We start from the raw sequence: 21,616 nt of genomic DNA, 5'->3' as shown, positions 1-21,616 counted from the left end.
CGGCTGTCAGTCCCCGCACCTAGGGTGCTCGCATGACCGACTGGACACAGGGCTCCTTCCCCGGGCACGAGGTGAATGTCGTCCTCGCCCGGGGGATCCCCCTCGACACGCTCACCCGAGGTCTTCTCGACCGGCAGCGAGAACCGCTCGCGTCCGGTGAAGCGGACGGGTGGGCGTGGGCGGTGCACGACATGCACAACTGGGACATCGAGGACTACGACGACGTCGAGTACGGCGCCCTGTGCCCCAACGGCGCGGAGATCGTCGTCTTCGTGACCGAGCCGTGCAGCGTCAAAGGGTTCCCGCCCGCGTTCGAGTACTACCGGGACGGACGTCTGATCCTCCGCTTCAACTTCGAAGACCTCGGCCAACGGGTGGGTGCGAATCCGGACTACCTGTCTCCCGAACTCCTGGCCGCGGACCTCATCGGCCCGCGCGCGGGATGCGGGCAGGGAGACGACCCCGGTCACGACTGTTTCGACGACCACGGCGGCTGCGACGACCGCGACGACCGCGACGACGAGCGTCTGGTGAAGGTGATCACCGACTACTTCGCCCTGCCCTCGCCGCCCCTGTCACCGGGGGCAGCGATATGAGTTGGGCGGCCCCGAACACGTTCGTCACCTTCTGCAAGGGCCTGACCTTGCCCACCCTGTCGGCCCGCTTCGCCGAAGCGGGGCGCCCTGCCCTCACCACCGGCGAATCCTCCGGCTGGATCTGGGCAACACACGCGGCCCACGGCACCGCGGACGGGGAGTCCGCCTGGAGGCTGGCGCGCGACCTCACCGGCTGTAGCCGTGCGGACCGCGCAGTCGCCCCGGACCGCGTCGAGAGCGTGTTCCTGGCCTCCACGCCCGCGTGCGCGTGCCCGCACGGGCAGAACTACATGGTCCCCCACTGCGCCGAGCACCCGTTCCAGTTCACCTACAGCCGCGGCGGGTTCGAGATGACGTACTTCAACCTCGGCCGACGCCGCGAATCACGGCGGGCCGGGGCCATGCCGGATCTGCTCATACCCGAGCTGCTGGACGCCGGGATCGTCGGCCGGAACACTCCGGAGTACGACACCGACCCCGACTTCAACGCCTCCGGCGCCCGCACGGTGCGGCTCATCGCCGACCACTTCGGGCTTCCCTCACCACCGCTCGGCCTCGGGCCCGTGAACTCATCGGGGTGACGGCGACAGCGCCGGTGGAGTACGTATCCCGTCGCCCCTCTGCGCCCCACTGTCAGTGGCCTTCACCACCATGGAGCCATGGCGAACCCGAACCTGAACACCGGCTCCATCTGGCGGCTCCACCACGGCGACCGAACGATCGCCAGGCTGACCGTGACCGGCGCGGACATGCCCTGGCTCCACTCCGAAGTCGAGACACTGCCCGGCTTCGACGCGTTCCGCCCTCTCTTCACCGAGCAGACGCAGGCCATCGACGCGGAGGACTGGGAGCGAGCCGACGCCTGCTACTCCCGGATCCGCAGTGCACTCACCATGACGTTCCCCGACGGCAGCCCCGTCGCCGAGTTCATGCTCCACGTGCACGACGACAGCACGGCCGACTGGCGCTGGCACGACAAACCCTTTGACGCACAGGAGTGAACCGGCGGCGGCTGTGGTTGCGGTACTTCGCCGCTGTACGCCCCCGAAACGCAAGAGGCCCGGACTCTCGTCCGGGCCTCTCACCTGCTGCACACTCGGCAGAATTCGAACCTGCAACCTTCTGATCCGTAGGCGGGTGCACGGCTCCCTCGCCTCCACGCGACCGAGACCGTACGTGCGAACAGCCGGTGGTCCCCGTAGCCCGGCGTCCGGGGAGATGCGTGGACGTTGATGTCATCCGTTGATGTCACGGTCCCGTTGCCGGGCGAGCTACGGCACCGGAACTCTCCCGTTTGCGCTTCGCTGCGGTACTCAGCCGCGACCGATCACCTGCCTGTGGTCGTGCTCGTCGTGGTGACAGTGTTCGTTGCGTTCGATGGTGGTGGGGTCGGTGGCGGTATGGGTGGTGGTGTCGCCGCCTCCGGTGACGGTGGCGGTATTCGTGACGTGGCGTTTTGCGTGGCAGGAGATCTTGACCTTGAGGGTGATGGGCGGGTAACTGCTGCCTGCTACCAGGAGGTCGCTGCGGTCGCAGGTGAGGGTGGTCCGGGTGCAGTTCCATCCGGTGCCGGTCATGCTGAGGGCGGTGAGTCCTGGCGGGAGGGTGTCGTGCACGGTGACGGCGCTGCTGTCGGTGGGGCCAGGTCCGGTGTTGCCGACGGTGATGGTGTAGGTCGCCTGTTTGCCCTGGATGAATTTCCCGGTGTGGGTTTTGGTGATGGCCAGGGTGGGCGGTGGCAGCGTGTAGGAGATGATCACTTGGCCGTTGTTGTTCGCCGTCCCGATCGTGGAAAGCGCAATGGACGTGCCGGTGCCCGACGGGGTCGTGAAGCTGCTGCCCCCACCGCCTCCGCCCCCACCCGCCGAGGTGCCTCTGTTGTTGACGGCGCCGCTGCCGCCGCCCCCGCCGGCGAAGTACCCGCCTCCACCGCCCCCACCGGCCCCGGTTCGGGTGGCGGCGCAGCCGCCGTCGATGCTGCCCCCGGTGCCGCCGGTACCGACCGTGGCACCGGAGAACCCGCCTCCCGCCCCACCGTTGGTGGCGATACAAGGCGGGGCGGAGCCGGCGGCCCCGGGGGCACCCCCGGTACTGGTGCTGGTGCTGCCACCGCCCCCACCCTGCCCCGGCGAAGCCCCAGGGCCGGTGGCACTTCCTGCGGTACCGCCGGTGGCATCCGGCGTTGTCCCGCCGTTGCCTCCATTCCCTCCCGTAGAACCCTGTCCGGTGCCGCCGGCGGCACCGCCGCCCCCGGCGACCACCAGCAAGGAGCCACCCGTGCTGACGCTGGACGCCCCTCCCCCACCCGGACCTTCCGCCTGAAAACCAGTGACCGAGATGCCCCCGCCCGGGGCACCGCCGTTGAACCCGCCGGCACCCCCCGTCGCGGTGCCGTTGCAGCCTTTGCCACCGGTGCCGCCGACGTTGACGGTGAACGTTGTCGGGGCGGTGGTCTGCGGGAGGGTGGTCACCACCCTCGCCCCCGACCCGCCCGTCCCCGTGACGGAACAGGGGGTGCCGGTGTTGTCGGCGCCACCGGCGCCGTCCGCGGTGATGGTCACCGTCGCACCCGTCGGAACCGTCAGGGTCTGCGAAGCGCCGGTGAAGATGAAGGTCTGCGACGGATCAGTCCCCGGCTCCCGCACCAGTGCGGCGGCTGCGGGGGTCGGTGCGATGCCGGACAACGCCATACACAGTGCCGCTACCACCCCTGCCCGCCGCCACCTCTCACGAGTGTCGACGCCCGTCCGGGCTTGGCCTCGTCCCGCCCCCACCACAGAGAGAGGTTCTTTCGGGGCGTGATGTCTGATCACCGGTGTCTCCTGACTTCCTGGCTTGAGGTGAGGCTTCTTTCCGCCGTGTGGCAGCGCGGCCGGTCAGAACCATCGATCACTCATTGCTAATGCGTGATTACCTGGCAGGCTCAGATCTGGTGACGTGTCATCCGGGTCGGGGGTTCGATCGGCTCGGGCTCCACCCGAATGGCTGACGCCAGGTCAGGGCGGTTCAGTCCGGTGCGGCTGTGGAGGTCATCCGGCTCGACCGGCTCTCCCGCTCCGTGCTGCATCTGGTGGCCTTCGGCGCCGACCTGCGCGAGCGCGGGATCGGGCTGCACGTCATCGAGCAGGGCATCGACACCTCCACGACGGAGAGCCGGGCGATGTTCGGGGTGCTGTTCGTGCTGTTCGTGCTGTTCGTGCTGGCCGAGCCGGCCGAGCTCCAGCGTGAACTGATCCGTAGGCGGGTGCACCATATTGGACTGGCCAGTCACTCCCGGAAGACGTACCGACCGGGAGCGGATACCCATGCGCGCCTGTGTGCCGACGTACGCGGACGTTGATCACGATGACGCTCGACACCTACGCGCACGTCATACAGACGACGCCGAGGACCGCCGCCGGCCGGATGGACGACGCCTCGGGACTCGACAGCATCGACCCGGACGAGGGGATGGGGCCCGAGGAACGACCTGCTGAGTAATCGGCCCGGCGGAGTACGTTGATGTCACCCGCTGATGCCAGAAGCCCCTCGGGATGATCCCGAGGGGCTTCTGAGCTGTGTGCACTCGGCAGGATTCGAACCTGCAACCTTCTGATCCGTAGTCAGATGCTCTATCCGTTAAGCTACGAGTGCTCGCCTTCGGCGTGAGCCTCTGGCGTTGCTTCCCGGTTTTTTTCTTCCCGGTCGGCGTTGCGGGAACAACATTACATGACCTGCGCCGTAGCGCGAAATCCATTAGCCAAACCCACTCTGACCTGCGGAAACACCATGATCGGCGGCTGCCTGGGCGCGCCGCCGGACCGACGTGGGGGCGGTCGGCGGATGAGGCGGGTCCGGATACGACTGAAGCCCCGTGCCAGTGGCACGGGGCTTCAGTCGTGAAGCGGAGGCGGAGGGATTTGAACCCTCGATGGGCTTTAAGACCCAAACCGCATTAGCAGTGCGGCGCCATAGACCGGACTAGGCGACGCCTCCAGCACACCCCGCGCGAGCGCGAGAGGTGCGTGCAGATGATGACACAACTGAGTGTTGCGTCACCAATCGCTGCCTACGGTACTAGGCAGTCGGCCACGAGGGCAAAGCGCCTGCCGTTGCGCAACGCCGTGGCGTGCGGAGCGTTAGTGAGGAAGGGGGTGCCGTGCCCCCCGCCCGTCCCCTCCCCCTCAGCCGAAGTGCACGAGCACAGGAGCCCGTATGTTGCGCCGCCTCGCCCTCACCGCCGTCGCGTCTCTCGCCGCGCTGTCCGCCGCCGTACCGGTCGCGAGCGCGGCCACCGGCCCCCTCCTTCCCCTGCCGCTGCCGCTGCCCCTGCTGAACGGGGACGAGGCCCGTACCCGGCTCACGGTCACGGTCTCGGGCGCGGGGGATCCCTCGGCCGAGGGCGTCTTCGAGCTGACGTGCGGACCGGCGGGCGGCAGCCACCCGGCGGCGCGGCAGGCCTGCGACCGGCTGGAGGAGCTGGCGGGCGAGGGCGCGGACCCGTTCGCGCCGGTGCCGAAGGACGCGATGTGCACCCAGCAGTTCGGCGGGCCGGCCACCGCCCGGGTCACCGGAACCTGGCGGGGGACAAGGATCGACGCGGTCTTCGACCGGACCAACGGCTGTGCGATCGCGCGCTGGAACGGTCTGCGGCCGGTGCTCCCCAACGTCCGATGAGCAGGGGCTCGCACCCCTGCCCAGGGCCTACCGGACGACGTGTCACAGGCGGGGGTCGTACACCGTATGTACAGAACCTTGGTGAGAGCTCCCCCTCATCCAACGCCGATGCCCCTCCCCTGCCTTTAGACTCCTTCCGTGACAGCCTGCGGTCCGAGGGGCAAGATGGGGCCTGCTGTCGGCAAGGTGCGGTAATCAGGGAGGAAGCGTCGTCGTGAGCAGCAGGCCATCCCGAGGCGCTGCTCGCCTCGCAGCCATACTCGATGCACTCCCTGACGGGCTGCTGCTCGTCAACTGCAACGGCACGGTCGTCAACGCCAACACGATCGCGCTGGAAATGTTCGAGACGCCGGGCACCGCACTCGTCGGGCGCGGGCTTCTCGACCTGCTGCCGGAGTTCGACTCCAAGCTGATCCCGGGGTCGATGCGGCGCCCCGACACCGCCGACCCCCGCGGCCGTACGAAGCCGACGCGGATGACCGCACGGCGGACCGACGGCACCGAGTACCCGGTCGAGGTCACCAGTGCCAGCCTGGAGGACGGGCAGGCCGCGTACAACGACTTCCAGAGCAGTTACACCGGCAGCTACACGGGTGACGAGCTGCTGATGCTCGTCGTGCGGGATCTGTCCGGCACCGTCGACACCGAGGCCGAACTCGCCCGTTCGCAGCGGCAGACCGAGATGATCCTGCGGGCGGCGGCCGAGGGCGTCGTCGGTACGGACACGGACGGCCGGGTCGTTCTGGTCAACCCCGCCGCCGCGCAGATCCTCGGGTTCCGCGCCAGCGACCTGGGCGGCCAGGAACTGCATCCGCTGATCCTGCACTCGCGGGCGGAGGGCGAGCCGTTCCCGTACGAGGAGTCGCCGCTCGCCGACACCCTCAGGTCCGGCCGCAAGCACCGGGTGCGCGGACAGGTCCTGTGGTCCAAGAGCGGGAAGCGGGTACCGGTCGACCTGACCACCGCGCCGGTCAGGGACGGGGACCAGTTGGTCGGCGCGGTCATGACGTTCACCGATCGCAGGCCGCACGAGGAACTCGGCGAGAAGCACAGGGCCGAGGTCGCCGAACTGACCGCGGACCACACCGCCGAGATCACCGGACTGACGGAACAGCACAGCACGGAGCTGGCGGACCGGGCCGAGCGGTACACCGCCGAACTGGAGGCGCAGGCCGAACAGCTGGCGGCGCTGACCGCCCGGCACGCGCAGCTCACCGCCGTACTCGGCGAGTCGCTGCGCGGGCCGCTGGAGGAGCTGCGCGGCGAACTCTCCACGCTCGCCGCCGACCCGGCCGGCCAGCTGTGGCCGGAGGCCAACCAGATCCTGCACCACCTGGCCGCGGGCTACGCCCGGATGACGACGCTCGTCGACAACGTGCTCGGCTACCAGCGTCTGGACGCCGGTGCGGAGCAATTGTCCAAGGCCGTCGTGCTGCTCGACTCGGTCGTGACGGCCGGCATCGACGCAGCCGTCGAGCTGATCGGTCCCGGGCGCGCCCAGTTCGCGGTGCACGCGCCGCCGATCGAGGCCGAGGTGGACGCGGCCCGGCTGGTGACGGCGCTCGCCCATCTGGTCGCGGATGTCGCCGGGGTCGACTCGACCGGCAAGACGCGCGTGGTGCCGGGCGGTGGCTACGTCGACTCGACGGTCGTCGTCGCGGCGGCGCAGCGCGGTGAGGTCGTACGGATCGAGGTGCGCGGGCCGTTCGCCGGCGGAGACCCGGTGCACGAGCCGATCGTGCGCGGGATCGTGGAAGCCCACGGTGGCCTGCTCCAGACGCACGAGATGCCGGGGATGAGCGGCAGCGCGTACGTGCTCGAAGTGCCGTTGGGCACGGGTTCGGGAACGGTGATGCCACCGGCGCCCGAGCCGGCGCCCGAACCCGTGCCGGAGCCGGTGACCGGGCAGGGCGCGCCGGGAGGCGGGCGTCGACGGGCACGACGGGCGTCCACGGACGCGTTCCTGGAGAGCCCGGTGGGTGGTTCGGAGGACGGCGACGGTGACACAGCCGCGGCCGAGCCGACGGGGCGGCGCCGGGCGCGTCGGGAGCCCGTACCGCCGGGTTCGCAGGAGACGCAGGGTGCGCAGAACGCGCACGAGATCATTCCGGCCCAGCAGGGCGAGGGGTCGGGACGCAGGCGCGGTCGGCCGAGTCCTGCCGAGTCCGGTGCGCAACAGTCGCTTCCGGCCCAGCCGGCCCCGTTGCCCGGGCAACAGTCGCTTCCGGCCCCGCTGCCCCAGCTCCCCGAGCAGAGCCAGGGGCAGCGGCCCGGGCCCGCTGTCGAGCAGCAGGGGCCGCGGCAGGCGTTGGCGCTGCCCGCGTCGGCACCGTCCGAAGGGGCGGTGGTGACGGCGGCCGAAGGCGCCAAGGGCGGCGGCGGCCGGCCGCAGCGCGGGCAGACCGTGCCGCCGCAGGGCGTTCCGGCCGAGGCGCCGGTGCCCGCGGGCGGACAACGGGCGCGCCAGGGCGGCGAGAACCAGCTGGCCCTGCCTGCCTCCTCCTCCGCTTCCTCCGCTTCCGGCTCCTCCGCTTCTTCCGCTTCCGCTTCCGCTTCCGCTTCCGCTTCCGAGAGTTTTCCGCAGGCCGGTGACGGCCCGGCGTCGGGGTCGGGGTCGGGATCCCATCCGACCGGGCGACGGGCACGGCGGGCGCTGGCGGGCGCGCAGGAGCGTTCCGCGCAGGCCGAGCCGACCGGGCCCCGTGCCGCGTTCGCGCTCCCGCCCGCTGCTGCCGACCGGACCGCCGACACGGACGCCTCACTGCCCGGACGCCACGACGCCGTACGCGTCGCGCCGGGTGACGACCACACACCGGCCCAGGCGCACCCCGCACCGACCGGGCGGCGCCGGGCACGTCACGTCGACGCTCCTCAGCAGGCCGGTCAGGCCGTCGGACAGCCTGCGGACGCGGAGCAGCAGCTGCCCCCGCGGTCCGGCGACTGGGCGGAGAACGGCACCTCGGGAGCGGGCCTGACCGCGCTGACCGCGCCGGGTGAGCAGACCGGCGACCGTGCGGACGGCCGCTCCGAAGGCCGGGGCGTCGCGCAGCCCGGCAGTCGGTCGGCCGACGGTCCGGATTGGCCCGCCGCCGGACACACCACGCACACGACCGGCACCACCGCCGTCGCAGGCGCCACCACCGATGGCGCGGAGAGCCGCCCGCGGGACGTCGCACCCGTGGCGGACACGCGCAGGCAGCCGCTGCCCGCGGAGGCTCCGGTGCCCGGCGGCTCGTCCGACTCGACGCAGGGACGCGCGTTCAGCGTGCGGACGCTCGGCCAGGGCGTGCCGTTCGCCCAGCACATCGCGCATCAGCAGAACCAGACGCTCGGCGGAGCGGGACGGCGTCGCAAACTCGCCGCCCCGCCGGAGGGCGAGCGCCTGCCGCAGCCCGCGCCGCCCCAGGCCGCCGCGTCCCAGCCCGGCGCCGCACAGGGCCACGGTCCCGGTTCGGGTTCGGGGCAGTTGCTCCCCACTCCTGAGGCCGAAGGACGCGCGTACGCCATAGGGGCGCCCGACGAGGGCGCCGAGGGACCGGAGCCGCTGGACGGACCGGGGGGAGCGGTCGAGGTCGCCAACCGTCCGTCGCCGCAGCCGGTCGACGACGAACTCCCTCCGGAGCCGCTGGACAACCCGCGTCGGCTGCTCGTCTGGCCCGCGCCCGACGTCTCCACCCAGCAGGCGCTGAGCGACCGCGGCTACCGGCCGGTGATCGTGCACTCGCGCGAGGAGGTCGACGCCCAGATCGCGGCGTTCCCCGCCGCGCTCTTCGTGGATCCGCTCACCGGTCCGATCACCCGCAAGGCGTTGCAGTCGCTGCGTCAGGCCGCGGTGGCGGCCGAGGTCCCGGTGCTGGTGACGGCCGGTCTGGGGCAGGCGTCGCGGGAGGCCGCGTACGGTGCCGACCCCGCCGTGCTTCTCAAGGCGCTCGCTCCGCGCGACAGCGAACAGCATCCTCCGCGCGTGCTGTTGATCGAGGAGCACGAAGAGATCGCGCTGGCACTGACGGACACGCTGGAACGCCGCGGCATGCAGATCGCCCGGGCCTCCACGGACAACGAGGCGGTGACCCTCGCCACCCGGATGCGGCCCAACCTGGTGGTGATGGACCTGATGCAGGTACGCCGCCGCCGCGCCGGGATCGTCGACTGGCTGCGCGCCAACGGCCAGCTGAACCGCACCCCGCTGGTCGTCTACACCTCCGCCGACATGACCGGGTCGGAACTGCCGAAGCTCAGCTCGGGCGAGACCGTCCTCTTCCTGGCCGAGCGTTCCACCAGCGACGAGGTGCAGTCACGCATCGTCGATCTCCTCGCGAAGATCGGCACGAACTGACACCTGCGGCTCCGTACGGACGCGTACGGAGCCGTGCGCATCCGTACGGAGCCGTTCCAGGACGTACGGACGGGGCGAGCACCCGCAGAAGGACGGTGAGGGCGGTACGGGACTCCCGATACCGCCCTCACCGCTTCCTGCTCCCCGACCGGGCCAGGTCGGAGCGGGTCAGGTCAGAGCGGGTCAGAGCTGGGTGACGTCCAGCGCGCCCTCCGCGTACTGCTTGCGGATCACCTTCTTGTCGAACTTGCCGACGCTCGTCTTCGGAACCGCCGCGATGACCGTCCAGCGCTCCGGAAGCTGCCACTTGGCGATACCGGACTCGGCGAGGAAGTGCCTCAGCACCTCGTACTCGGTGGTGGCGCCGTCCTTGAGGACGACGGTGGCGAGCGGACGCTCGCCCCACTTGTCGTCCGGGACGGCGACGACCGCCGCCTCGGACACATCGGGGTGCGCCATGAGGGCGTTCTCCAGCTCGACGCTGGAGATCCACTCGCCGCCGGACTTGATGACGTCCTTGGCCCGGTCGGTGAGGGTGAGGAAACCTTCCTCGCTGATCACTCCGACGTCACCGGTCTTCAGCCAGCCGTCCTCGCTGAACTTGTCCACCGGGCGCAGGGCCTCGCCGTCCGCGCCGCCGTAGTAGGCCGCGGCGATCCAGGGGCCGCGCACCTCCAGCTCACCGGCCGACTCGTTGTCCCACGGCAGGTGCTCGCCGCCGGGGCCGACCAGGCGTGCCTCGACGCCGGCCGGGAAACGGCCCTGGGTGATCCGGTAGGGCCACTCCTGCTCCTCGGTCAGCCCCGCGGGCGGGTTGGCCATGGTGCCGAGCGGCGAGGTCTCCGTCATGCCCCAGGCGTGGCAGAGGCGGACACCGAGCTTGTCGTACGCCTCCATCAGGGAGGGCGGACAGGCGGCGCCGCCGATGGTGACGCGTGCCATGGAGGTCAGGTCGCGCGGGTTGGCGGTGACCTCGGCGAGCAGCCCCTGCCAGATGGTGGGCACGGCGGCGGCGTGGCTCGGCCTCTCGCGCTCGATCATGTCGGCGAGCGGGGCGGGCTGCAGGAAGCGGTCGGGCATGAGCATGTTGACGCCGGACATGAACGTCGCGTGCGGCAGGCCCCATGCGTTCACATGGAACTGGGGGACGACCACCAGCGTGGTGTCCTTGTCGGTCAGGCCCATCGACTCGGCCATGTTGACCTGCATGGAGTGCAGATAGATGGAGCGATGGGAGTAGACGACGCCCTTGGGGTCACCGGTGGTGCCGGAGGTGTAGCACATGGCGGCGGCCTGGCGTTCGTCGAGCTCGGGCCAGTCGTAGCCGGTCGGCCGGCCGGCGATCAGCTCCTCGTAGTCGTGCACGTGGGGCGCGGCGCCGTCGAGGACGGAACGGTCGCCCGGACCCGTGACGATCACATGCTCGATCGACGGCAGGTGGGGGAGGAGGGGCGCGAGCAGCGGCAGCAGGGTGCCGTTGACGATGACGACCTTGTCGTCGGCGTGCCGGACGATCCAGATCAACTGCTCAGCGGGGAGCCGGACGTTCAGCGTGTGGAGCACCGCGCCCATCGAGGGGATCGCGAGATACGCCTCGACGTGCTCGGCGTTGTTCCACATGAGGGTACTGATCCGCTGGTCGCCGACGGCACCGAGCTCGTCGCGCAGCGCGTTCGCCAGCTGCGTGGCCCGCCGACCGATCTCGGCGAAACTGCGCCGCTGCGGCTCGGGCTCGCCGGTCCAGGTCGTGACCTGGGACTTCCCGTGAATGGTCATCCCGTGTTCGAGGATGCGGGTGACAGTCAGCGGTACGTCCTGCATGGTGCTCAGCACGGCGTCCTCCCGGTGGGCGCTACGCGGCAGTAGGGTTCCGCTGATTCTGCGCACATACCGTTCGGTATGTCACTAGCCCCGAGAGTACGAATCGGTATCGTCCGGCAGAATCGGACCGTCTGCGCGCTGCCGCCCTTCGTGGTGTCAGCCGCGGTGTTCGCGGTGTTCGCGGTGTTCGCGGTGTTCGCGGTGTTCGCCGCAGCGTCCGTGGCGTCATCGCACGGGAGCCAGCTCCGGATCCTCCCTGAGCTTGCCGAGTGCCCGGGACACCGCGCTCTTCACTGTGCCGACGGACACGCCGAGCACCTCGGCCGTCTGGACCTCGCTCAGATCCTCGTAGTACCGCAGGACCACCATCGCCCGCTGCCGGGCCGGGAGCTTCAGCACGGCACGCCACATCGCGTCGTGCAGGGTCTGCTGCTCGGCCGGGTCGGAGACCGACGACGCCTCCTGCTCGGGCAGCTCGTCACAGGCGAACTCGTCGACCTTGCGCTTGCGCCACTGCGAGGTCCGGGTGTTCAGCAGGGCCCGGCGGACGTAGCCGTCGAGCGCCCGGTGGTCCTCGATCCGCTCCCAGGCGACGTACGTCTTGGTGAGCGCGGTCTGCAGCAGATCCTCGGCATCGCTCGGGTTCGCGGTGAGCGAGCGCGCGGCACGCAGCAGCACGGGCCCTCGTGCGCGTACGAACGAGGAGAACGACGGATACGGAGCGTATGGAGCCCGCGAGGCGTACGGCGCGCGCGCGGCGTGTGCGGTGGTGCCGGTGGCATGCGAAGCGGTGCGCGTGGCATGCGAGGTGCGTGCGGCGCGCGAGCCGTGCGATACGTGTCCGGTGATGGCAGCTCCCCCGGAGGTGCCTGTGCAGACTGGCGTGGTCATGACTCCACGCTAGGAGCGGGAGCCGCCCCGGGAATCGGCCCCAGGTCCCGAAATCGCGTCCCCCTCAAGGTGTAGGGGTGGGGCTGGCCTCACCTCCTGTAGGTGGAGCCATCACCCTCGGGGCTCAGGGTCGCCCTGCCCCGGTCCCCGACCTGGCCCCGGCCCCGGCCCCGGCCCCAGCCCCGGCCCCGACGGCACCCCCGGCGCACCACCACCACAGCGCCGGCTGCACCCTGGGCGCACCACCACCCGCCCACGGCTCGGACGGCACCCCGGGCGCACCCCCACCCGCCCCGCTCAGGCGTCCGTCCCGCTCAGGCATCCGTCCCGAGTATCAGTCCGGAGGTGGGTACGCCCGTACCCGCCGTGACCAGGGTCCTGGCCGCCTCCGGCAGTTGGTTCACCGACGTGCCCCGGATCTGTCGGACCGCCTCCGCGATGCCGTTCATCCCGTGCAGATACGCCTCCCCCAGCTGCCCGCCGTGCGTGTTCAGGGGCAGCGCGTCGGCCGCGACGAAGTCGGCACCCTCGCCCGGTGCGCAGAAACCGAACTCCTCCAGCTGCATCAGGACGAACGGCGTGAAGTGGTCGTAGAGGATGGCCACATCGATGTCGGAGGGGGAGAGGCCGGAGGTCCGCCAGAGCTGCCGCGCGACCACCCCCATCTCCGGCAGACCGGTCAGGTCGTCGCGGTAGAAGCTGGTCATCTGCTCCTGCGCCCGCCCGGCCCCCTGGGCAGCGGCGACGATCACGGCGGGCGGCCGTCGCAGATCCCGGGCCCGCTCCACGCCGGTGACGACGATCGCCTGCCCGCCGTCGGTCTCCTGACAGCAGTCGAGCAGCCGCAGGGGTTCGACGATCCAGCGTGACGCGGCATGGTCGGCCAGGGTGATCGGCTTCCCGTAGAAGTACGCCGCGGGGTTCCGGGCGGCGTGGCGCCGGTCGGTGACCGCGACATGGCCGAAGACGTCCGGGGTCAGCCCGTAGGTATGCAGATAGCGCTGGGCGGCCATGGCGACCCAGGAGGCCGGCGTGAGCAGCCCGAAGGGGAGGTTCCAGCCGAGCGCCGTGCCCTCCGCGGTGGGTTCCCGGCGCTGCACCCCGGAGCCGAATCTGCGTCCGGAACGCTCGTTGAACGCGCGGTAGCAGACCACGACGTCGGCCACCCCGCTCGCCACGGCGAGGGCCGCCTGCTGGACGGTGGCGCAGGCTGCCCCGCCGCCGTAATGGACACGGGAGAAGAACGACAGCTCGCCGATACCGGCCGCCTGGGCGACGGTGACCTCGGGACTTGTGTCCATGGTGAAGGTGACCAGGCCGTCGACATCGGCGGGGGCCAGCCCGGCGTCGTCGAGGGCGGATCGCACCGCCTCGACGGCCAGTTCGAGTTCGCTGCGCCCGGAGTCCTTGGAGAACTCGGTCGCGCCGATCCCCACGACCGCCGCCCTGCCGCCGAGCGAATCAGCCCTGCGCAGGCTCATGCCGCCCCCTCCGGAACGCTGACGGTCACCGTGCCGGTGACATGCCGGCCGAGACGGTTGGTCCCGATGACGGACACCTCGGCCGTTCCGTCGCCCGCGAGAGCGGTGACCGTGCCGCTGAGCACCATGGTGTCCCCGGGACGGTTGGGCGCGCCCAGCCTGATGGCGACCTTGCGGAGCACGGCCGACGGGCCCAAGCGGTCGGTGACATACCTGCCGACCAGGCCGTTGGTCGTCAGAATGTTCATGAAGATGTCCGGGGCCCCCTTCGCCCGGGCGAGCTCCGCGTCATGGTGCACATCCTGGTAGTCGCGGGAGGCGATGGCACCCGCCACGATCAGGGTGCGGGTCACCTCGATCTGCAGCGGCGCCAACTCCTCACCGACCCTCACTCCGGTCCCGCCTTCCACCGCTCCGGCCCCTTCGTCGTTCACTCCGGCCCCTTCTTCGTTCACTCCGGCCCCTCCTGCCTCCACTCCTGCTCCTCCTGCCTCCGCTCCGGCCCCTCCTCCGCCAGCAACTGGCCGAGCTCCTGCAGCACTTCGCTGCCGCACCCGAGGTAGGAATCGAGCTGACGCCCCCAGAGGAAGTGGCGGTGCACGGGATGGCTGAGGTCCGCACCCGTTCCGCCGTGCAGGTGCTGTCCGGCGTGCACCACCCGCTTCCCGGCCTCCGACGCCCACCAGGCGGCGGTCAGCGCCTGCGGTCCGTACGGCAGCCCCGTGTCGTACCGCCAGGCGGCCTCGTACGCGGTGACGCGTATCGCCTCGGTGTCCATGTGGGCGTCGGCGGCGCGCAGCAGCACCGCCTGTTTGGTGGAGAGCGGGCGCCCGAACTGTTTCCGGGTATTCGTGTGGGCGACGGCCCGGGCCAGCGAACCGGCGCACACCCCGGCCTGCAACCCGGCGAACGCGGTCCGGCTCACGGCCAGCATCGCCTCGTACGCCCCGGCGCCCCCGATCCGCTCCCCGGGAGCCCGGTCCAGGACGAGCCGCGCCGCCGACCATGGCGCCGTGGTCTCCACCGGCTCCGTCGCCACTCCGGGATCGGCGGTCCGTACGATCCACAGGTCCCGGGCGGAGTCCGCGACCAGGACGAGGTCCGCGTCCCGCAGCCACGGCACGTACGACACGCTTCCGCTCAAGCCCCCCTCGCCGTCCGCCCGTCGCACGCCCCCGCTCAAGCCCCCCTCGCCGTCCGCCCGTCGCACGCCTCCGCTCAAGCACCCCTCGCCGTCCGCCCGTATCCCAGCGCGTGCCGGGAAGGCCCCGGTGGCCACCACGGTGCCGTCCCGCAGCGGAGGCAGCAGCCGCTCCCGCTGAGCGTCCGTGCCGTGCCCGGCGACGGCGAGCAGCCCGTACACGCAGCTCGCCGCGAACGGCACCTGCGCCGTCGCCCTGCCCTGCTCCTCCAGGAGGAGCACCAGGCCCAGGAGTCCGATCTCCTCGACGGCCGCGGTCAGTCCGGCCGCACAAAGCTCCTTCCACAGCTCGGCGTCCGTCCCCGTGCCGACCGCGGCCAGGCGCTCGTGCGTCGAAAGGTCCCCGAAGATCCGCTCCGCGAGGCCCTGCGCCGCGGCCTGCTCCTCCGTGGGTGCGAAGTCCATGTCAGCCCTCGCCACCCCGGAAGACCGGAAGCTCCAACTCCGGGTCGGTGCGAAGGAATTCCAGGCGTACCGGCATGCCCGTCCGTACCTTGTCGTACGGCACGCCGACCACGTTGCTGACCATCCGCACCCCCTCCGCCAGCTCGATCAGCGCCACCGCGTACGGCCCGCCCTCCTCGGAGGTGCCGAAGGCAGGAAAGGGTGGGTGATGCATCACGACATGGCTGAAGACGGTGCCCTCGCCACTCGCCTCGGCCGTGTCCCACTCCCCGCTGCCGCACGCGTTGCAGCCGGGCAGCCAGGGAAAGCGGAGCGTCGCGCACGCGCCGCACCGCTGGATCAGCAGCCTGTGCTCGGCGACGCCCTGCCAGAACCCGGCGTTGTCCCGGTTGATCACCGGCCGCGGGCGCAGGCTCCGGCCGGGACGGGACGCCACCGGCTTCATCGCGACCGGCGCGTACTTGAGGATGCGGAAGCGGTGCGTCCCGGCGGGCTCTCCCTCGGCCTGGACGTCCATCCGCGTCGTCACGAAGTAGCCCGTTCCCAGCCGGGTGGTCTTCCGCTCCGAGACCGACTCGATCACCGCGTCGAACGTGATCCGGTCGCCGGGCCGCAGCGGACGCACATACTCCTGTTCGCAGTCGGTCGCGACCACCGAGGTGTATCCCGCTCCGTCGAGCAGGCCGAACAGCTCCTCGTAGGCCCGGGAGCGGTCGGTGTGCCCGGACAGGCCGCCCATCGTCCACGCCTGCAGCATCGTCGGCGGGGCGACCGCTTCCGGGCCCGTGTAGGCGGGGTGGTTATCCCCCATCGCCTCGCACCAGTGCCTGATCATCGCCTCGTTGACCAGGTCCTTGCCGACGCCCGCGGTCGCGGCGGCACACCCCTGGAACGCTTTGAGCCGCTCATGGAGCGCGTCGGGCTCGTCCTGCGCTTCCCGTTCCTCGTGTTCTTCGCGCTCTTCCCGTTCCTCGCGTTCCTCGTGTTGCTCGCGTTCCTCGTGCTGTTCGCGCTCTTCGCGTCCTTTCCGCTCTTCCCGTTCCTCGCGCTCTTCCTGTTCTTCTTCGTCCCGCGCGTGCGTCACCGCTTTCCCCTCGTCATGCCGAGCCGCATCGTCGCGACGATCTCCCGTTGCACCTCGCTCACTCCGCCCCCAAAGGTGTTGATCTGCGCCGCCCTGTTCATCCGCTCCAGCTCCCCGTCCCCGAAGCAGCCGGGCGAACCGCCCCGGACCATCCCGGACTCGCCCGTGATCTCCTGGCAGATCCGGTAGACCTCGACGGCGCTCTCGGTTCCCACGAACTTCACTCCGCTCGCCTCGCCCGGGGCGAGCGAACCCGTGCCGACATCCCCCACCAGGCGCCAGTTGAGCAGGCGCGTCACCGCCAGCCGTGCATACGCCTCGGCCAGCCGGGCCCGTACCCACGGCTCGTCCACCGGACGCCGGCCCGTCACCGGGTCGGGAGTGCGAGCGAAGACGAGTGCCGCCTCGTAGAAGTCCTCGGCCTGCATCCCGATGGCCGCGAGAGCCACCCGCTCATGGTTCAACTGGTTGGTGATCAGCCCCCAGCCGCCGTTCTCCGTGCCGACGAGGTGCCCGACGGGCACGCGTATCGCGTCGTAGTAGGTGACGGTCGTGGTCAGTCCACCCACGGTCTCGATCGGCGTCCAGGCGAATCCGGGGGCATCCGTCGGGACGAGAACGATCGAGATGCCTTGATGCTTGGGCGCTTCCGGATCCGTGCGGCAGGCGAGCCATATCCAGTCGGCGTTCTGCGCGTTGCTGGTGAAGATCTTCTGCCCGTCGATCACCCAGGAATCGCCGTCCCGCACGGCCCTGGTACGCAGCGCGGCAAGGTCCGTACCGGCCTCCGGCTCGCTGTAGCCGATGGCGAAGACGACGTCGCCGCTGAGGATCCTGGGCAGGAAGTACGCCTTCTGCTCCCGCGTCCCGTACTTCATCAGTGTGGGCCCGACGGTATTGAGGGTGACCATCGAGACGGGCGCCCCGGCCCGGTATGCCTCGTCGAAGAAGACGAACTGCTCGTCGGGGCCTCGGCCCTGGCCGCCGTACTCGACGGGCCAGCCGAGTCCGAGCATCCCGTCCGCGCCGATCCGGCGCAGCAGTCGGCGTTGCTCGGCCGGATCCTCGGCACCGGGCCCTGCCGTCGCGTCCCGCCCGGGCATCACTGTGCGGAAGTACGTGCGGAGGTCGGCGCGCAGCTGGCGCTGACGCTCCGTCTGGGCGAGGTGCACGGTGGCTGCCTCCCGGACACGGACGTACGGATCAGGGTTTCTGACTGTCCGTCAGATATCGGTGCGCTGTCAAGGTCGGCGACACCCGACTCCACGTCCGACCCCTCCGACCCCGACCCCCCGACCCCCCGACCCCCACCCCCCGACAACACGAAACGGCCTGTGCGGGAGCACCGAAGTGCCCCCGCACAGGCCGCGCTTCAACCAGCCGTGGCCCGACCCCCCGACCGGCCGCGGATCACCAGAGTGGGGTGAAGTGCACCGCGACGTTGTCGCTGTTCTGGTGGATCACGGTGAACGCCGACCCGTTCACCTGCGCGGAATTGCTCTGGTTCGACGCTCCGGAGCCGACGGCCTGCTGCTGCGACGTGGACGAAATGCCGGAGTTGTTGCCACCGACGCCGCTGCCGGCGACCGTCGCAACGGCCGCGTTCGATCCGTCGTTCGCGAACGAGCCGTTGTCGGCCTGGGCCACACCGCCGAAGAGCGCGGCGGCGAGAGGCAGGGCTGCCACAGCGGCGAGGGCACGAGCGGTACGGATGCTTGCCATGTCAATTCCTCCAGGAACCGAAAGACGGCTTGTCCCGAGGCAGTCGGCCGACCGCCTCGGTATGGGTCACGACGTCGCGGAACCAAAGCTGCCCACCGGCCCCCCGGCAAACCGCCCGGGTGCCCCGGTTCCCCCGCACGTATGAGGAACGCCCGATAAACCCCCTCACGCCCCGAAGCACCAGCACACCCCGTTCCCCCGCCCCCTTGCCCATCCTCCTCCCCACCCTCTTCCGCCCTCTTCTGCCACGGTCCGTCACGCTCCAGGCCGCTCGCCCCTTGCCGCCCAAGGGGAGAAGCGTTCCGGCACCCGCCCGACCGACACCCCGCCCCCTTCCCTTCGTCGAACGCATGTACGAAAATAGAGTCATGGCCATCCGCGACCGGCAGACCGCCACTCTGGCCCTCGCCCACGCACTCGCCGCAGCCGAGCGCGGGCTCCCCGTCATCCCCCTCTCCGCGAGCAAGCTCCCCGCCCTGCCCTCCCCGCACCGGCACGAAGACCGGCCGGCCGCCTGCCGGGGCACCTGCGGCCTTCCCGGACACGGTGTCCACGACGCCACCACCGACCCCGCCGCCCTACGCGCCCTCTTCGCCGCCGCGCCCTGGGCCACCGGCTACGGCATCGCCTGCGGCAGGCCCCCGCACCACCTCATCGGCATCGATCTGGACATCGACACCACCGGCCGCAACGACTCCACCACCTCCCTCCGACGGCTGGCCCTGCTCCACCTGTTCACCATCCCGCCGACCACCACGGTCCTCACGCCGAGCGGCGGCCGCCACATCTGGCTGACCGGCCCGCCCGGTGTTCCCGTACCGAACTCCGCGAGCCGGCTCGCCCCCGGCATCGACATCCGCGGCGCCGGCGGCTACCTGGTGGGCCCCGGTTCGGTCACCGCATATGGCACCTACCGGCTCGCCCCGGGCACCGCCGACCTCCCGCCGGCCCCCTGCCCCCGCGCACTCCTCCACCTGCTCACGCCCCCCGCACGCCCTCACCACCCGACCGACCGACCCGGCCAGGACCAGGACCGGGACCGGGACCGGGACCGGGACCAGAACCAGGGCCGGGGCTTGGTCCGGTTCGTCCTCGCGGCACGCGAGGGCCAGCGCAACACGCGGCTCTTCTGGGCAGCCTGCCGCGCCTACGAACACGGCTTCGGGGACGCCCTGGCGGACGCCCTCACCCACGCCGCCGTCCACACCGGCCTCACCGAACGCGAAGCCCGCGCCACCATCGCCTCGGCGGCCCGCCTCAGCAGAAGCCGTCCAAACGGACCGGAGACGGCCCCGTAAACCGGACAACCCACACCTCGGACAGCACCACACGCCGACATTGGCCGTTTTTGGTCTCTCATGGAGCGCGTGGAGCGCGTACGTATTGGTTCCCATACGTGCGCAGAGCCGAATACGGACGCGGAACCGATACGGGGGAACTCATGGAGAACACCGGGGCCGCGGGAGCCCCACAGCCCATGCCGCCGCCACCCCCTTCCGGAACCGGCGTCGACCTGAGGGTGAGCAGACGCCTGCTGTGGGTGGGAGAGGCGGCCTATCCCCTGCACAACATCACTCGGGTCCACACCTTCGAACTCAGGCCCAAGCGCATGGAAGCCTTCATGAGCTTCCTGAAATGGCTCGGCGCCACGTTCGTGGCGTTCGTCGTGCTTCAAACGGCCAACGACAACTCATCGTTCGACGGCGGAAGCTCGAACGATTCAGCGGGCGCATTGTGGTTCCTCGCCCTCGCGATCGCGATCGGTCTGGTCGTACATCTGGTGAAGGACTTGGCCGCGCCATCCGAACACGTACTGGCCGTCGAGACGACCAGCGCCTCCAGCGCACTGGTCACCCTGCCCAATCCGGACCAACTGCGCCAGCTCGTCCACTACCTCGTCCACGCCATCGAGAACCCCGAGGCCGAGTTCCAGGTGCGCGTGGAGCGCGTACTGGTCAATCCGAAGAACTACCACTTCGGTGACAACGTGAATATGTACGGAGGAATGTTCAACACGGGGGTAAGCAAGTGAGCAACGGCGACTCCTACCACTACGGCAACAACATCCACGGCGACAACGTCCACATATACGGCGGTACGGGCCACACGGGCATCGTCAAACACCAGCACCAGTCCCCGGAACTCTTGGAGGCGATAGGGGATTTGGTGCGGCTGCTCCAGGGACTACGCGGCGAGCTCGCGCCCCCGAGCGCGCAGGTCATCGACGACTCCCTGCCTGCGATCGCCTCCGGCACGAGCGCTCCGCAGGAGCGGCACCGCGCCCTGATCGCCGTGGCCACCATCGCCGCGACCGTCGGAGCGCTCGGCCAGCCGGTCGCCGACGCGGTCGACAAGGTCCTGGGGCTGCTGGGCGCACGGTAGGACGGTGCTCGGCAGCCCGGCACCCGACCTGCCGCAACGCCCCTCCGCAGCCTCCGCCGGACTACCGCCTACCTGTTGCTGTCCTCTGCGAGCGTGTGAGCGACGAGGGCATTGGCATGACCGTGCCCGAGTCCGTGTTCGGCCTTGAGCCAGGAGACCAGCTCCATGTGCTTGCTCAGGGACGAGGCGCGGATGATGCCCTTCCAATCCGCAATGGGACGGCCGTACTTCTTCTCAATCGAAGGAAAGTAGCTGGCAGGGCCTTTCACTGCTTCGGTCATTCGGCGGTATCCCATCCGTGTGTACGAAGTGCTCCCGGGCCGACGGTGCCTCTTCCGGCTCCGCCCGGTCACACATACGACTGCACAAGAGCACGGAACTCATCGCTCTACAACGAAATCAGACGGCATCGAGTCCACGTCCTCGACTGCCGTGGTTGCCTCAGAAGGCCGTTGCGGTAGGACAGCCCTGTGCTCCACGCCCTGCGTATCGCGAACAAGAGCGGCCGGAACACCGCAGAGCCACCGAACACGGCGGGAAGGCGGAACCGACCGGATTCGAACCGATGTCCTCGCGATTTTGGAGACCGCGCGCGACGACCTCTGCGCTACGGCTCCGCCCCCTCCGCCATCCTAAGGAGTCTCGCTACGGCAGGAGTCTCGCGACGACCGGGCCCGGTCTTTCACGTCCGCACCACGCCCACATCTCACGTCCCCGGGTTCCCGTCGGATGGTGTCGTGATGCGGTGCCCTCACCGGCGGCGGCTGCCGCTGGGCCTGGCACGGGAAACGCGGGAGAGGTCGGCCTCGGGATGCGCAGACAGTGCCGTTCACTGCCGGCTGACTGTCCGCGCACGACGGCGGTCACCACTACGGCCTGCTCAACGACCTGGAGTACGGCACCGCGCTGTGGTTCCGGTGGGGCGAGGCCGACGGTGAAACTGGTCGTGTTGCCGGACTGCCAGGCGGTCAGCCCCGGATCCGACGGGGAGGGTTGCTGATCGATGCGAGACAGGCCGCATGCAGAAGGGGCGCCCCCATG

Annotated in this window: 19 protein-coding genes, 3 tRNA genes and 1 pseudogene; 10 read left to right on the top strand and 13 right to left on the bottom strand. The window is 70.5% G+C overall.

Annotated elements, in window-relative coordinates; translation table 11 throughout:
- Positions 1 to 32: 32 nt before the first annotated feature.
- From ACFVUT_RS33720 to ACFVUT_RS33710, 3 genes are all read left to right on the top strand, one after another.
- Positions 33 to 596, top strand: a complete 564-nt coding sequence (locus tag ACFVUT_RS33720) for a hypothetical protein (RefSeq protein ID WP_389650931.1) — start codon at positions 33 to 35, stop codon at positions 594 to 596.
- Positions 593 to 1,177: a hypothetical protein gene (locus ACFVUT_RS33715; RefSeq protein WP_389650928.1), complete on the top strand. Its 585-nt coding sequence runs from the start codon at positions 593 to 595 to the stop codon at positions 1,175 to 1,177. Before ACFVUT_RS33720 ends, ACFVUT_RS33715 begins: the two co-directional genes overlap by 4 nt.
- A 78-nt stretch (positions 1,178 to 1,255) precedes the next feature.
- A complete protein-coding gene (locus ACFVUT_RS33710; protein ID WP_389650926.1) occupies positions 1,256 to 1,597 on the top strand; it encodes a hypothetical protein in 342 nt (113 codons plus the stop codon).
- Positions 1,598 to 1,909: 312 nt separating this feature from the next.
- Here ACFVUT_RS33710 and ACFVUT_RS33705 read toward each other — a convergent pair whose 3' ends face one another.
- Positions 1,910 to 3,280 carry a hypothetical protein gene (locus ACFVUT_RS33705; protein ID WP_389650923.1) on the bottom strand — a complete coding sequence of 457 codons (1,371 nt, stop codon included), beginning with the start codon at positions 3,278 to 3,280 and terminating at the stop codon, positions 1,910 to 1,912.
- A 326-nt stretch (positions 3,281 to 3,606) separates the two neighbouring features.
- Between ACFVUT_RS33705 and ACFVUT_RS33700 the strand changes: the two are divergent.
- Both ACFVUT_RS33700 and ACFVUT_RS33695 read left to right on the top strand, forming a co-directional pair.
- A pseudogene (locus ACFVUT_RS33700) lies at positions 3,607 to 3,936 on the top strand (recombinase family protein); the annotation flags it as partial.
- Between the two features lie 5 nt (positions 3,937 to 3,941).
- Positions 3,942 to 4,076: a hypothetical protein gene (locus ACFVUT_RS33695; protein WP_389650920.1), complete on the top strand. Its 135-nt coding sequence runs from the start codon at positions 3,942 to 3,944 to the stop codon at positions 4,074 to 4,076.
- A gap of 80 nt (positions 4,077 to 4,156) precedes the next feature.
- Here the strand turns inward: ACFVUT_RS33695 and ACFVUT_RS33690 are convergent.
- A tRNA-Arg gene (locus tag ACFVUT_RS33690) sits at positions 4,157 to 4,229 on the bottom strand.
- Positions 4,230 to 4,480: 251 nt separating this feature from the next.
- A tRNA-Ser gene (locus tag ACFVUT_RS33685) sits at positions 4,481 to 4,571 on the bottom strand.
- Between the two features lie 219 nt (positions 4,572 to 4,790).
- On the opposite strand from ACFVUT_RS33685, the gene ACFVUT_RS33680 reads away from it, so the two are divergent.
- On the top strand, positions 4,791 to 5,252 hold the full coding sequence (locus ACFVUT_RS33680; RefSeq protein ID WP_389650917.1) for an SSI family serine proteinase inhibitor: 462 nt from the start codon (positions 4,791 to 4,793) through the stop codon (positions 5,250 to 5,252).
- 214 nt (positions 5,253 to 5,466) lie between these two features.
- Positions 5,467 to 9,588: a PAS domain-containing protein gene (locus ACFVUT_RS33675; RefSeq protein WP_389650914.1), complete on the top strand. Its 4,122-nt coding sequence runs from the start codon at positions 5,467 to 5,469 to the stop codon at positions 9,586 to 9,588.
- Between the two features lie 183 nt (positions 9,589 to 9,771).
- On the opposite strand, the gene ACFVUT_RS33670 is transcribed toward ACFVUT_RS33675, so the two are convergent.
- The 8 genes from ACFVUT_RS33670 to ACFVUT_RS33635 form a co-directional block, all read right to left on the bottom strand.
- Positions 9,772 to 11,421: a long-chain fatty acid--CoA ligase gene (locus tag ACFVUT_RS33670; protein ID WP_389650911.1), complete on the bottom strand. Its 1,650-nt coding sequence runs from the start codon at positions 11,419 to 11,421 to the stop codon at positions 9,772 to 9,774.
- 213 nt (positions 11,422 to 11,634) lie between these two features.
- Positions 11,635 to 12,300, bottom strand: a complete 666-nt coding sequence (locus ACFVUT_RS33665) for a SigE family RNA polymerase sigma factor (protein WP_389650907.1) — start codon at positions 12,298 to 12,300, stop codon at positions 11,635 to 11,637.
- A gap of 314 nt (positions 12,301 to 12,614) precedes the next feature.
- Positions 12,615 to 13,781, bottom strand: coding sequence for a lipid-transfer protein (locus tag ACFVUT_RS33660; protein WP_389650904.1), 1,167 nt, complete (start codon positions 13,779 to 13,781; stop codon positions 12,615 to 12,617).
- Positions 13,778 to 14,173: a MaoC family dehydratase gene (locus ACFVUT_RS33655; RefSeq protein ID WP_389651066.1), complete on the bottom strand. Its 396-nt coding sequence runs from the start codon at positions 14,171 to 14,173 to the stop codon at positions 13,778 to 13,780. Before ACFVUT_RS33655 ends, ACFVUT_RS33660 begins: the two co-directional genes overlap by 4 nt.
- Before the next feature lie 59 nt (positions 14,174 to 14,232).
- Positions 14,233 to 15,387 carry an acyl-CoA dehydrogenase family protein gene (locus ACFVUT_RS33650; RefSeq protein WP_389650901.1) on the bottom strand — a complete coding sequence of 385 codons (1,155 nt, stop codon included), beginning with the start codon at positions 15,385 to 15,387 and terminating at the stop codon, positions 14,233 to 14,235.
- A gap of 1 nt (position 15,388) precedes the next feature.
- Complete coding sequence (locus tag ACFVUT_RS33645) at positions 15,389 to 16,471, bottom strand: bifunctional MaoC family dehydratase N-terminal/OB-fold nucleic acid binding domain-containing protein (protein ID WP_389650898.1); 1,083 nt, start codon at positions 16,469 to 16,471, stop codon at positions 15,389 to 15,391.
- Positions 16,468 to 17,643 (bottom strand): acyl-CoA dehydrogenase family protein, encoded by a 1,176-nt coding sequence (locus ACFVUT_RS33640; RefSeq protein ID WP_389650895.1) that lies wholly within the window; start codon positions 17,641 to 17,643, stop codon positions 16,468 to 16,470. Before ACFVUT_RS33640 ends, ACFVUT_RS33645 begins: the two co-directional genes overlap by 4 nt.
- A gap of 238 nt (positions 17,644 to 17,881) precedes the next feature.
- The gene (locus ACFVUT_RS33635; RefSeq protein WP_389650892.1) at positions 17,882 to 18,193 is read right to left on the bottom strand and encodes a hypothetical protein; all 312 of its coding nucleotides are present in this window, start codon (positions 18,191 to 18,193) and stop codon (positions 17,882 to 17,884) included.
- A gap of 368 nt (positions 18,194 to 18,561) precedes the next feature.
- Here ACFVUT_RS33635 and ACFVUT_RS33630 point away from each other — a divergent pair, with 368 nt between their 5' ends.
- The 3 genes from ACFVUT_RS33630 (at position 18,562) to ACFVUT_RS33620 (ending at position 20,575) form a co-directional block, all read left to right on the top strand.
- Positions 18,562 to 19,491 carry a bifunctional DNA primase/polymerase gene (locus ACFVUT_RS33630; RefSeq protein ID WP_389650890.1) on the top strand — a complete coding sequence of 310 codons (930 nt, stop codon included), beginning with the start codon at positions 18,562 to 18,564 and terminating at the stop codon, positions 19,489 to 19,491.
- A 143-nt stretch (positions 19,492 to 19,634) separates the two neighbouring features.
- Positions 19,635 to 20,225: a DUF6232 family protein gene (locus ACFVUT_RS33625; protein ID WP_389650887.1), complete on the top strand. Its 591-nt coding sequence runs from the start codon at positions 19,635 to 19,637 to the stop codon at positions 20,223 to 20,225.
- Positions 20,222 to 20,575, top strand: coding sequence for a hypothetical protein (locus ACFVUT_RS33620; RefSeq protein ID WP_389650884.1), 354 nt, complete (start codon positions 20,222 to 20,224; stop codon positions 20,573 to 20,575). Before ACFVUT_RS33625 ends, ACFVUT_RS33620 begins: the two co-directional genes overlap by 4 nt.
- A 68-nt stretch (positions 20,576 to 20,643) precedes the next feature.
- On the opposite strand, the gene ACFVUT_RS33615 is transcribed toward ACFVUT_RS33620, so the two are convergent.
- The gene (locus tag ACFVUT_RS33615) at positions 20,644 to 20,856 is read right to left on the bottom strand and encodes a DUF4287 domain-containing protein (RefSeq protein WP_389650881.1); all 213 of its coding nucleotides are present in this window, start codon (positions 20,854 to 20,856) and stop codon (positions 20,644 to 20,646) included.
- 261 nt (positions 20,857 to 21,117) lie between these two features.
- Positions 21,118 to 21,192: transfer RNA gene (locus ACFVUT_RS33610), tRNA-Trp, on the bottom strand.
- Positions 21,193 to 21,616: the final 424 nt, after the last annotated feature.

The organism is Streptomyces sp. NPDC058051, from assembly GCF_042885475.1.
Lineage (GTDB): Bacteria > Actinomycetota > Actinomycetes > Streptomycetales > Streptomycetaceae > Streptomyces.
This window is presented reverse-complemented; position numbering and strand designations above follow the sequence as displayed.